Annotated in this window: 10 protein-coding genes and 1 pseudogene; 4 read left to right on the top strand and 7 right to left on the bottom strand. The window is 60.9% G+C overall.

Translation table 11 applies throughout. The annotated features are described in order from the left end of the window. Window positions 1-24 precede the first annotated feature (24 nt). A complete protein-coding gene (gene ppdK / locus V7D69_RS01750) occupies window positions 25-2,688 on the top strand; it encodes a pyruvate, phosphate dikinase (RefSeq protein WP_324064097.1) in 2,664 nt (887 codons plus the stop codon). 21 nt (window positions 2,689-2,709) lie between these two features. Here ppdK and V7D69_RS01745 read toward each other — a convergent pair whose 3' ends face one another. Continuing rightward, window positions 2,710-3,468, bottom strand: coding sequence for a methyltransferase (locus tag V7D69_RS01745; protein WP_324064098.1), 759 nt, complete (start codon window positions 3,466-3,468; stop codon window positions 2,710-2,712). A gap of 20 nt (window positions 3,469-3,488) precedes the next feature. Between V7D69_RS01745 and V7D69_RS01740 the strand changes: the two are divergent. The 3 genes and pseudogenes from V7D69_RS01740 to hisI form a co-directional block, all read left to right on the top strand. Continuing rightward, window positions 3,489-3,689, top strand: a pseudogene (locus tag V7D69_RS01740) (double zinc ribbon domain-containing protein); the annotation flags it as partial. Window positions 3,690-3,746: 57 nt separating this feature from the next. Then, a complete protein-coding gene (locus V7D69_RS01735) occupies window positions 3,747-4,280 on the top strand; it encodes a ComF family protein (protein ID WP_324064109.1) in 534 nt (177 codons plus the stop codon). 371 nt (window positions 4,281-4,651) lie between these two features. Beyond that, entirely contained in the window at window positions 4,652-5,029 is a 378-nt protein-coding gene (gene hisI, locus V7D69_RS01730) for a phosphoribosyl-AMP cyclohydrolase (protein ID WP_333604927.1), read from the top strand. Window positions 5,030-5,033: 4 nt separating this feature from the next. Here the strand turns inward: hisI and V7D69_RS01725 are convergent, their stop codons facing one another. The 6 genes from V7D69_RS01725 to tyrS form a co-directional block, all read right to left on the bottom strand. After that, on the bottom strand, window positions 5,034-5,741 hold the full coding sequence (locus V7D69_RS01725) for a dienelactone hydrolase family protein (protein WP_333604926.1): 708 nt from the start codon (window positions 5,739-5,741) through the stop codon (window positions 5,034-5,036). Beyond that, window positions 5,738-6,655 carry a cysteine synthase A gene (gene cysK, locus V7D69_RS01720; protein WP_324064101.1) on the bottom strand — a complete coding sequence of 306 codons (918 nt, stop codon included), beginning with the start codon at window positions 6,653-6,655 and terminating at the stop codon, window positions 5,738-5,740. The genes V7D69_RS01725 and cysK overlap by 4 nt, the downstream gene beginning before the upstream one ends. 3 nt (window positions 6,656-6,658) lie before the next feature. Beyond that, on the bottom strand, window positions 6,659-7,912 hold the full coding sequence (locus V7D69_RS01715) for an MFS transporter (protein ID WP_333604925.1): 1,254 nt from the start codon (window positions 7,910-7,912) through the stop codon (window positions 6,659-6,661). A 54-nt stretch (window positions 7,913-7,966) separates the two neighbouring features. After that, entirely contained in the window at window positions 7,967-10,030 is a 2,064-nt protein-coding gene (locus V7D69_RS01710; protein WP_333604924.1) for a TonB-dependent receptor, read from the bottom strand. Window positions 10,031-10,212: 182 nt separating this feature from the next. After that, entirely contained in the window at window positions 10,213-10,551 is a 339-nt protein-coding gene (locus tag V7D69_RS01705; protein ID WP_324064104.1) for a PilZ domain-containing protein, read from the bottom strand. A 106-nt stretch (window positions 10,552-10,657) separates the two neighbouring features. After that, a complete protein-coding gene (gene tyrS, locus V7D69_RS01700; protein WP_324064105.1) occupies window positions 10,658-11,887 on the bottom strand; it encodes a tyrosine--tRNA ligase in 1,230 nt (409 codons plus the stop codon). Window positions 11,888-11,992 lie beyond the last annotated feature (105 nt).

Genomic DNA, 11,992 nt, shown 5'->3' with positions numbered 1-11,992 from the left:
CAGAACAGGAAAGCCAGCGGATAGATGAACAGGCAGGTCTACACCTTCGGCGGCGGTGCCCGGCATGATGATCCGCGCGCGAAAGACAGAGTGATAACCGGCGGGAAGGGCGCCAACCTTGCGGAAATGGCCGGAATCGGCCTGCCAGTGCCTCCCGGCTTTACCATTACGACCGAAGAATGCGTCAAATACCTCGCCGAAGGGGCCGATTTCTCTGACGAACTGCGCATCCAGGTGGCGGAGGCGTTGACACATATCGAAAAGACGGTGGGCAAGACGTTCGGCAGCGCGGCGGATCCGTTGCTGGTCTCCGTCCGCTCTGGCGCGCGCGTTTCGATGCCGGGCATGATGGACACCGTTCTCAACCTTGGCCTTAACGACCGGACCGTCGAAGGGCTGGCCGCGACTTCCGGCGACGATCGCTTCGCGTGGGACAGCTATCGCCGCTTTATCCAGATGTATTCGGATGTCGTGCTGGGCGTAGAGCATCATCTTTTCGAAGAAGTGCTCGAAATCGCCAAGGAGGACAATGGTTATCTCAACGACGTGGAGATGACCGCCAATGACTGGCGCAGGATCGTCAAGGAATACAAGGACATCGTTGAAAGCGAACTGCGCCGCCCGTTCCCGCAGGACGTGAACGAACAGCTGTGGGGCGCTATCCGCGCGGTGTTCGATTCGTGGGATTCCGACCGCGCGAAAGTCTATCGCCGTCTTAACGACATTCCTGGCGACTGGGGCACGGCGGTCAACGTCCAGGCCATGGTCTTTGGCAACATGGGCGATACTTCGGCCACTGGCGTCGCCTTCACCCGCGATCCGGCGACCGGCGAGAAAGCCTACTATGGCGAATGGCTCGTTAATGCGCAGGGCGAGGATGTGGTCGCGGGCATCCGCACCCCCCAATACCTGACCAAGGCGGCGCGCGAACGCGCCGGGGCCAAACCGCTTTCGATGGAAGAGGCCATGCCCGCGGCTTATGCCGAACTGGCGGCGGTTTTCGAACTGCTCGAAAAACACTACCGCGACATGCAAGACATCGAGTTCACGGTGCAGCAGGGCAAGCTGTGGATGCTGCAGACGCGCTCGGGCAAGCGCACTGCCAAAGCCGCGCTGAAAATGGCCGTTGACATGGTGGGCGAGGGCCTCATTGACGAGGCGACCGCGATCAAGCGCGTAGACCCTATGGCGTTGGACCAGTTGCTGCACCCCACGCTGGACCCCAAGGCTCCGCGCGACATTCTCGGCCGCGGGCTGCCCGCCTCGCCAGGCGCGGCTTCAGGCGCGATCGTTTTCGATGCTGACACTGCGGAAAAGCGCGCCGAATTGGGCGAAGCGATCATCCTCGTGCGGGTTGAGACTTCGCCTGAGGACATTCACGGCATGCACGCCGCCAAGGGCATCCTTACCGCGCGCGGTGGGATGACCAGCCACGCCGCCGTGGTGGCGCGCGGCATGGGCCGGCCTTGCGTTTCAGGCGCCTCCGGCTTGTCGATCGACATGAAGACGCGCACGATGCGCATGGGCAAGCGCGAGCTGAAGGAAGGGGATATCCTCACGCTTGACGGCGCATCCGGCGATATCATGGCCGGCCAGGTGCCCACCATCGAACCCGAGCTGGCCGGCGATTTCGCTATCCTGATGGAATGGGCGGATAAACATCGGCGCATGAAAGTGCGCACGAACGCCGAGACTCCCGCCGATTGCCGGATGGCGCGCCAGTTCGGTGCTGAGGGCATTGGCTTGTGCCGCACGGAGCATATGTTCTTCGATGCGAACCGCATCAGCGCGGTACGCCAGATGATCTTGGCAGAGGACGAGTCGGGTCGCCGCGCCGCGCTCGAAAAGCTGCTTCCCGAGCAGCGGGCCGATTTCCATGCGATCTTCGAGATCATGCGGGGTCTGCCTGTGACGATCCGCTTGCTCGACCCGCCGCTGCATGAATTTCTGCCGCACGGCGACGCGGAATTTGCCGAACTGTCGGAGGAAATCGGCATTGGCGTCGACACGCTGAAACGCCGCGCGGCGGACCTTTTCGAGTTCAATCCCATGCTGGGCCATCGCGGCTGCCGTCTGGGCATTACCTTTCCCGAGATCTACGAGATGCAGGCCCGCGCCATCTTCGAGGCCGCCTGCGACGTCGCGGCGGGCGATGGGGAAGCGATCGTGCCGGAAGTGATGATCCCGCTCGTGGCGACGAAGAAGGAACTGGAAATCCTGAAGGCCCTGGTCGCGCGCGCGGCCGCGCAAGTTTTCAACGAAAAGGGTCTCGAGCTGCATTACCAGGTCGGCACCATGATAGAGCTGCCGCGCGCAGCCCTGATCGCGGGCGAGATCGCCGAAGTGGGTGAGTTCTTCTCGTTCGGGACCAACGATCTTACGCAGACGACGCTGGGTCTTTCACGTGATGACGCAGGCAAGTTCCTCCCGACTTATGTCGAGAAGGGGGTGTTCGCCCGCGATCCGTTCGTCAGCCTGGATGTAGAAGGTGTCGGCCAGCTGGTGCGGATGGGCGCTGATCGTGGGCGCGCGACGCGCGCGGAACTGAAGCTGGGCATTTGCGGTGAGCATGGCGGCGATCCGGCATCCATCGCGTTCTGCGAAACCGTGGGTCTCGATTACGTCAGCGCCTCGCCCTTCAGGGTGCCGATCGCCAGGCTGGCCGCAGCACAGGCCGCGCTGGCCTGACCAATCCTTTCGGGCTGGAGCTTACCGATTCCAGCCCGAAAGCGTGAGAATCTCGAAGCATTCCACCACCCGACCGCCTTCACCGGCGGTTGCGAACGCCTGTATCGCTTTTTTCCGAGCCGTCTTGCCCAATGCCGGGCCCGGATCAGCTAGCATGTTCGAAAGACCCTGCGCCCGCAGGTCGGCCACCAGTCGCTCAAGGCTTCGGAATGAAACTTTGAGCGGGCGCTGATCGATCACCGGATCAGCGAACCGCGCACGCTGCAAGAGTTGCCCGCCAGAGCGCACATCTACAACCGGGTGAAGGCGCGGGGCCGGACGATCGCCGTCAGCGGCAAGCATGGCCTCACGCAGCACGGGCAGGCTTCCGGAAGAAAGAAAGCTGGCGATCATCATGCCCCCCTGCGCAAGTGCCGCGCGAAGGTGATGAAGGGCGCCCGGCAGATCATTCACGGTGTCCAGCGTGCCGAGGCTGGCGATGAACTCGAAGCCGCCGAAAGGGTAGGGCCGTTCCTCATCCAGCCCCAGCGCCGGCTCCGCCGTAGTTATAGCCACATCCCGTGCGGCCAGGGCGCGGCCGAGGTCTCCGCTATAATCCCCAATGACAAGCGCGCTGGCGGGGGTCAGGCGCAGGAAGGCCAATCGTTCGAGCACGTCCTCGATCATGTCGTCGATCAGATACCGGGGCGCGTCGGGCAGGCTTTGCAGAGAGAGCATGCGGCGGCGCGCAGCCAGACGACGAGAGGGAGAAAAGATGCGGGGGGGTGTTTTGCTGGCCATCTCGATCCCCTGCCGCCTCGATGAAATCCTTGCAACAGCTTGTCGGGCCGACGCGCTACGATAGCATGGGTTTCATGTCTCTTGCGCCGGTTCTCTCTCCTCTCATCGATCTCGTGTTCCCACCACGCTGCCCGCTATGTGGCGCCGCTATCACCGCGCAGACGGGCCTGTGCCAAACCTGCTGGAGCGAACTCGTGATTCCGGGCGAGCCGGCCTGCACTCTCTGCAGCCGGCCATTCGCTGAAAACATACCGGAGGGCGCCACCTGCGCGCCTTGCATGGCTAATCCGCCCCGCCATGACGGCATTGCAGCGGCCACTCTTTACAATGATACCTCACGCAGGCTCGTGCTGGCTTTGAAGCACGGCAACCGCATCTCGCTCGCGCCGATGATGGCCGGGTTGATTGCGCCCCGCGTGCACTTCATCGGCCCGGATTGGGTGATCGTGCCGGTGCCGCTTCATCGCTGGCGCTTATGGAAGCGTGGATACAATCAGGCCGCGGAGCTCGGCCGCGAATTATCCCGGCGCACAGGAGCCCGCCTCGCAGTGGACGCGCTAGTGCGGCGGAAGCGGACTCCGTCGCTGGGCGGGCTGGGGCAGAAGGCCCGCAAGCGGGTATTGACCGGCGCTATCACGGCAAACGGGCGCTGCCAGGCGCTGAAAGGAGCCCGCGTTGTCTTGGTGGATGATGTGCTGACCAGCGGCGCCACCAGCGACGCCTGCGTCTCGGCGCTGAAGCGTGCGGGTGCCGAGAAGGTCGTCGTCGCCTGTTTCGCTCGGGTTATCGATGAACTGCTGGACGGGCGCTGACTATCGGACGAAACCGGTATTGTGCTGAAACTGGCGTAGCAACGAAAACGCCCGGAACTCGGTTCCGGGCGTCCTCGTGACGAAACTCATGGACCCTGCATGCAGTTCAGCGGCACCCCTGATGCCGTCTTGGTCCGATCCCTCAATCTTGCAGTCGGATGGATCAATCCACCCGGACTTCTTCCCCGAACCATGGCGCTTGTCTGTCAGCGACCTGTGGGTCAAAAAGCAGCCCCCCAGCTGCAAGGGGAAGTTCCGATGAAACGCCCGCGTTGAAAAGGGGATTCGCATCGCCGCATGGATTTTGCTCACTAGCTGTGGTTATCGTGCAACATTAAAATTTGGTAAGCCTGAACGGGAAAATTGAAACAATGACGGACACGTCGAAAGCCGATCGAGAATTGGGCACCACCTTCATGCCTCGCTTTGACGCGCAAGGGCTTCTGATTGCCGTGGCTATCGATTCGGCGACGAAGGATGTGCTGATGGTGGCCTACATGGATGCTGAGGCGCTGGAAAAAACCCGTGAGACCGGCCTCGCGCATTTCCATTCACGCTCTCGCGGCAGGCTGTGGTTGAAAGGGGAGACTTCCGGGCATTTTCTTCGCGTTGACGAAATGCGCGTTGATTGCGACCAGGATGCCTTAGTCATGCTTGTGCGGCCCGAGGGTCCTGCGTGCCATACCGGTGCACGAAGCTGTTTCTATCGGCGCCTTTCGGGTGACGTGCTGACGCGGGATGACGGTTAGAAAATTAATTCAGAACCTCGTCGAACAGGTTCACCATCGCGGCCCATGATTGGCGATCGGCGCTGGCATCGTATTTTACTGCGTCCAGGCTGCGCGCATCGCTGCCTGGATCAGTGAAGCCGTGACGGACGCCGCTATAGGAATGGAAGTGCCATTTCGCGCTGGCACGATTCATTTCGTCCCAGAACGGAAGAACTTGTTCGCGGGGAACAAGTGGATCGGCATCGCCATGGCAAATCAGAAGCCGGGCTTTGATCGCACCGGGCTCTGCCTGCCTGGCCGTCGAGAGTGCGCCGTGAAAGCTGACCGCCGCCAGCAGGTTCTGTCCATCGCGTGCCGCTTCAATCGCTGCTTGTCCGCCCATGCAGTAACCAATTGCCAACATGGGAAGTTCGGAGGCGGCAGGGAGGTCCCGCAAGGCGGCGATCGCTGCGGCCAGACGTCCGCGATAATGCGATACGTCGGCCCGCAGCTTCGCAGCAAGCGGGACCGCGGCTTCGAAGCTTTCCGCTGGTTCGCCGTAAAAGTCCGCCACCATGGCGATATAGCCTAGGTCCGCCAGCATCCGCGCGCGTTTTTCCATTGGCGCATTAAAATTGGCGATAGTCGGGAACACCACTATTGCGGCGCCGGGCGTTCCTTTAGGGCGGGCTAGCCGCCCCGTCAGATCTTGACCGGCGTGACCGTAGGCGACAGCTTCCAGCTCGGTCATTCCGGCAGAAAATCCGGTACGGAAAGATAACGTTCGCCGGTATCGTAATTGAAGCCGAGGATACGGCTATTGGCAGGCAGGTCTTTCAGCTTTTGAGCGATCGCCGCCAACGTAGCGCCCGAGCTGATGCCCACCAACATGCCTTCCTTGGTAGCGCATTGGCGAGCCATTTCCTTCGCTTCGGGAGGATCGACCTGAATTGCGCCGTCGATCGCCTGGGTGTGAAGGTTAGCCGGAATGAATCCCGCACCGATGCCCTGAATGGGGTGAGGGCCGGGCTGTCCCCCTGAAATCACCGGTGAAAGCGTGGGTTCCACAGCATAAGCCTTCATCGCCGGCCAGACATGCTTGAGCGTCTCGGCGCAGGCGGTGAGATGGCCGCCTGTGCCTACGCCGGTAATCAGCACATCAATGGGCGTTTCGGCGAAGTCGGCCAGAATCTCCTGCGCGGTTGTTTTCGCATGGATTGCCACGTTTGCCGGGTTATCAAACTGCTGCGGCATCCACGAACCAGGGGTAGCTTCAATGAGTTCCCTCGCCCGCTCGATGGAGCCTTTCATGCCCTTTTCACGGGGGGTTAGATCAAATTCGGCGCCGTAGGCAAGCATAAGCCGGCGCCGTTCGATCGACATCGAATCCGGCATGACCAGGATCAACTTGTACCCCTTGACCGCCGCCGCCATGGCAAGGCCAATCCCGGTATTGCCCGAGGTCGGCTCAATGATCGTCCCACCAGGTTTCAGGCTGCCGTCAGCCTCGGCTGCTTCGATCATGGCCAGACCGATACGGTCCTTGATCGAGCCGCCGGGGTTTGCGCGCTCAGCTTTTACCCAGACTTCGTGATCCGGAAAGAGACGCGAGAGGCGAATATGCGGCGTGTTGCCGATAGTAGCGAGAATGCTGTCAGCCTTCATGACTCATGCTCCAAGAGGTTCGAACGTGCGGGCCCGGCGTATCTCGGGGAACAACCCGGCCCAGAACAGAGTGATGACTATGGCACCGACGCCGCCGAAAACAACTGCCCCCGTGGCGCCCAGCAGCGCCGCGGCAACGCCTGATTGCATTTCGCCAAGTTCGTTGGAGGCCGATATGGCAAGACCGGAGATCGCGGAAACCCTGCCGCGCACCTCATCAGGCGTGCGCAATTGGACAAGCGAGGTGCGGATAAACACGGAGATCATGTCCGCTGCGCCCATGAGCGCCAGGCAAACGAGCGAGAGGGGGAACACGCGCGAAAAGCCGAAGCTTACAGTCATCGCTCCGTAAATGCTCACGGCGAGCAGCATCTTCACGCCGACATTCCGCTCCAGCGGTTTGAACGACAGCCACAGAGCCACAAGAGCGGCTCCCGCTGCGACGGCGGCGCGCATCTGCCCTAATCCCTCAGCGCCGACATTCAGGATGTCTCGGGCGAAAACCGGCATGAGCGCGGTCGCTCCGCCCAGCAGGACAGCAAACAGATCAAGGGTGATGCAGCCGAGCAGAAAACGCTGGTGCCACACGAAACGGAACCCATCCACGATCTGCTTTACGGGATGCGCATCGCGGGCTTCTGAAGAGAAGGGGGGGAGGTTCGAGATCGCCAGGACTGAAAGCGTGGAAATGACCTGCATTCCAGCAGAAGTCCAATAGGGCACCGTCTGATCGACGGCGAAAAGGAAGCCGTAGGCCGCCGGTCCGATAATCATCCCCGCCTGCATCGCGATTGAATTGAAGGCGATCGCGCGCGGTATGAGATTGAGTGGCACCACGTTTGGGGCAATGGCGCTCATGGCCGGGCCTATGAATACGCGCACCACGCCGTGAAGCACTGCAAAGGCAAACAGAACCGGCAGGCTGCGCAGGCCAAGTTCAGTCGTAATCCCGAGGCCCAACGCGACACAGACGTCGAGAATCATGGCCAGTGCGGCAACCTTGCGCCGGTCCACCCGGTCAGCCACCACCCCCGCCACCGGCGTTAGCAGGAACACCGGCAGGAATTGAGCAAAGCCGAGCAACCCGAGTTGGAACGACGCTGTCGGGATGGACATCGCATAATCGGCGCGGGCCACGTCATAGACCTGATAACCAATGATGACCACCATCCCGGTGGATGCCAGCATGGTGCAGAAACGCGCCAGCCAGAACTTGCGGTAATCGGCGATCTGAAGGGGAGATGTAGGAGGACTCACGAGCGCTGCATGGCAGCACCGCTCACCCTTGCCAAGAGATGCCACATTTCCGGATCAGTAGGTGAACTTGGCCGTCAGTCTTACGTCCCTGCCGGCGATCGGCACAAAATCACGGGTTTCGGAAGCGGCGAGCCTTCCGGCCACGTTCAGCAGATTGTCCGCTGAAAGAACCAACGAGATTGGACTATTCTGACCGCCCGGGCGCCAGGTCGCACTCAAATTCACCAGGGTGAACGCATCTGTCGGATTCTCGTTTTCTGCAACGCGATTTTGACGGGCATTCCATTCGACTTCCCCGCGCAGGTCAATCGTCGGCGAACTGTATTCGACGCCTCCCCGCGCTCGCAGTGGCGGAATGCGGGGCACAGGTCCGATGCTGACAAGTTTTGCATGGGTATAGTCCACTCCAGCATCGGTCTTGAGCGAACGGCCATTGCCCCAACTGACCAAGGTTAACGCCCCTTCTGCTTCGATTCCGCGAAAGCGGGCCGGGGCCTGGATGTACTGATATACGGGAAAATCCTCGACAATCTGGCCAGTGGGAACGGCAGTGATGAAGTTGGCGAAGTTGGTGCCGTAAGCCGTGATCGATCCTGCCAGGTTGCCGCCGTTATAGCGGATTCCGGCCTCGATGCCGTTGCTGCGCTCGACGGTGAAATTGGGATTGCCGCGTTCGAAGGATTGAGTGGCATCGTGCAGCCCGTTCACGAACAACTCCTCGGCCGAGGGCGCACGCTCGCCGTGAGAGTAATTGATCGAGACGGTGACATGATCGAGAGGGTGCCAAGCGATGCCGCCTACGCCCGCATATTGCGAATAGCTGCGTCTCTCGTCCGCGGGAATGGTGCGGATATTTGTGCTCTCGTATCGGAGAGCACCTTCGAGATCGAACTGCCCGACTTCGATTTGCTGCAGGGTGAAAGCCGCGAAATGTTCCGTCATGTTGTCCGGCAGGAGCGTTTCGTCGCCAGACATTTCCAACCGGGCTGCGGAATATTGCACACCGCTAGATCCGCTCCAGATCCCTCGCCGCACCTGATCGAGTTGAAGCCTGACTTCAAGGGCTTTGTTATGAAACTGTGTGCCGATTTGGCCGTTCGAAATTTCGGCATGCGTGTAATCCCCATAAGCCCCCCGAAGCTCCACGCGCTTGAGAAAACCCTGAAGATTGACGCCCGCACGCAAATCGAACCGCGTCTGACGCAGCGAGATGCTGGTGGCTTCCGGGTCAGTTGAAGGGCGGGGCGGAATACCATAATCGGTAGCCAGTCGCTGAACTGACAGGCCGATATCGCCGCCCTCGTCAATGAAGGCAAGGCCACCGCCCAACGTCCAGCCCTTCGTTCCGCTGTTGGCGATCGAACCGCGCCGATCGGCTTGTTGCGTAAGGGCCATGGCGCCTTGCACATCGCCCGCGGCGGCAAGATCGTCAGCCTGCGCAAGCGTCTGTGCGCGTAGCTGCGGAGACAGTACGTTGCCACCGACATGCAGGTTGTTGCTGTGGAAGTAGGAGGCATCCAGATGGCCTACCCAGCGGTCGGCCAGGCGCACGTCGCCTGCTATTCCGCCGTTTACCATGTCTGCCGCCGTGCCATAGGACGCGAGGGCATCGATGGCCAGCGGCTTGTCCGGCACTTGTCGCGGAATACGTTTGTCGATCGCGTTGACCGCACCCCCCGCCGGGTCGCTCGCGTAAAGCAGGACGCGAGGTCCATGGAGAACCTCTACTCGAGCCACGTTAAGCGTATCGAGCGATACCGCATGATCGGCTGAGACTGACGAAGCGTCGAGCGAACCGATGCCGTCCAGGAGGACCTGCACGCGCGGTCCATCAAAGCCGCGCAGCACGGGCCGGGAGACGCCGGGGGCGAAACCCGTGCTGGATACGCCGGGCAGGCTTGCCAGCATCTCGCCGATCTGCGGTTTCAGATCACGTAAAAGGTTGTTTCCCTGCAGGACGACAGGTGCCGCGATGGGATCCGTATTTCCGGAAATGACGCGGCCGGTAACAATGATCTCTGGACCGTGCTCCTGAGCATGGCTGGATGCATTGCCGCCCGATGTGGCGCTCGCCGTGTCGGTAGCTGCAGCGGGGGCTGGCTGCGCTTTTGCGGACATCGCGGGCAAAGTGCCAGAAACAACGCTCGCACAGGCCAGCAACGCGAATCGGAGAGCAGGAAGGGACATGCCGATTTCGCTAATTGTGATGTTATACTATAACAATATATCTTTACATCAGCGGGCTGAGACGTCGTATTAATGCGACGAACGGAGTTTGGTAATCACCTTCTTATCTGCAATCAGCGCCGCGGGCGAAGGCGTGGATTAGGCTGCAAAGTATCGACCAGCTTCAGAAAATCGTCGACACGGATGATACGCTCGAACTGAAAGCCTGATCGGTCATCGTGAGACCATATCATGTGGGCTTCGATCCTTCCGACCACAGGCAATCGCATCACCAGGCGTTCGCCCCGCTCAAGACCGAGATTGCCGTGAACCATGAAGCCTTGAGCGGAAACGTTAACGATGTGCAGCGCCAGGTCGCCGTGCTGGCGATGCTCGGCGATTACTGAGTAGTCGACCGGATGACGCGCCGCCCGACGCTGATCGGTGACAGAAAGCTGCGCTCCTGCACTCATTGTCATTGCCTCTGTTGGTAACCGTGAGGTCCGACAATGCCCTGAATTGACAAAGAATCCGTAAACCCGGCAGTACCTTGCCGGACCAACGGTGCAATTTTGCCGCTTAGATGCCTTTTAGAACGCCGTGCTTCTTCTTGCCCAGGCTCAGCTTGCGCGAATCACCTGCGGCGACCGTAACGAGCAGGCCGGGATCGTCCATGATCTGATCGTCCAGTTTCACTGCGCCTTCAGCGATCTTGCGCTTGGCCTCTCCGTTGGAAGCGGCAAAGCCCAGCACCGTGCAGGCGACGCCCAGGCGGATACCCTTTGCATCAACTTCTATAGTCGGCAGGTCCTCACCCAGACCGCCTCCGGCAAAGGTAGTTCGCGCGGTGGCTTCGGCAGCTCCCGCAGCTTCCTTTCCGCGACACAGACGGGTCGCCTGGTTGGCGAGGATGATCTTGGCTGCGTTGATCTCGCTGCCTTGCAGCGTTTCAAGGCGTTCGATCTCATCAAGCGGCAGGTCCGTGAACAGGCGCAGGCGCTTGCCGACATCGCGATCGTCCGTGTTGCGCCAAAACTGCCAGTAATCGAAATGCGTCAGCTGGTCCTCATTGAGCCAGACCGCACCGCCGACCGTCTTGCCCATCTTGGTGCCGTCGGCGTTGGTGAGCAGGGGGGTGGTGAGGCCGAAGACGTGCGCGCCGTCGACGCGGCGCGCCAGTTCCACGCCGTTGACGATGTTGCCCCACTGGTCAGAGCCGCCCATCTGCAAGCGGCAACCGGCACGGCGCGACAGTTCCAGGAAATCGTAAGCCTGCAGGATCATGTAGTTAAATTCGAGGAAACTCAACGATTGCTCACGGTCGAGACGCAGCTTCACCGAATCGAAGCTGAGCATGCGGTTGACCGAAAAGTGCTGGCCAATGTCGCGCAGGAACGGAATGTACTCCAGCTTGTCGAGCCATTCCGCGTTGTCGACCATGATCGCATCGCTTGGGCCCTCGCCAAAGGTCAGGAAGCGTTCGAAGACACGGCGGATCGACGCGACGTTCTGCGCGATCAAGTCCTCGGTCAAAAGCTTGCGCGCTTCGTCCTTGAAGCTGGGGTCGCCGATCTTGCCGGTGCCGCCGCCCATGACGACGATCGGCTTGTGGCCAGCGCGCTGAAGCTGGCGCAGCATCATGATCGAGACGAGATGCCCCACATGCAACGAAGGCGCCGTCGGATCGAAACCGATATATCCCGGCACTACCTGCTTGGCAGCCAGCGCGTCCAGCCCTTCTGCGTCAGTGAGCTGATGAATGTAGCCGCGCTCATCGAGCAGGCGGAGCAGGGAAGAAGTGTAGGTCATGGCTATACGTTCGGCTTGATCGGGAGCGGCGCGCCTAGCACGCGACGCGAAGGAAACAAAGCGTGGACCTGCTCGCTACCTTTGCCGCGAAGCCGAACGGCTGGC

The sequence above is a fragment of the Novosphingobium sp. genome (assembly GCF_036733805.1).
Taxonomy (GTDB): Bacteria; Pseudomonadota; Alphaproteobacteria; order Sphingomonadales; family Sphingomonadaceae; genus Novosphingobium.
The sequence above is the reverse complement of the archived record's forward strand: the minus strand, read 5'-3'. Positions and strand labels throughout refer to the sequence as shown.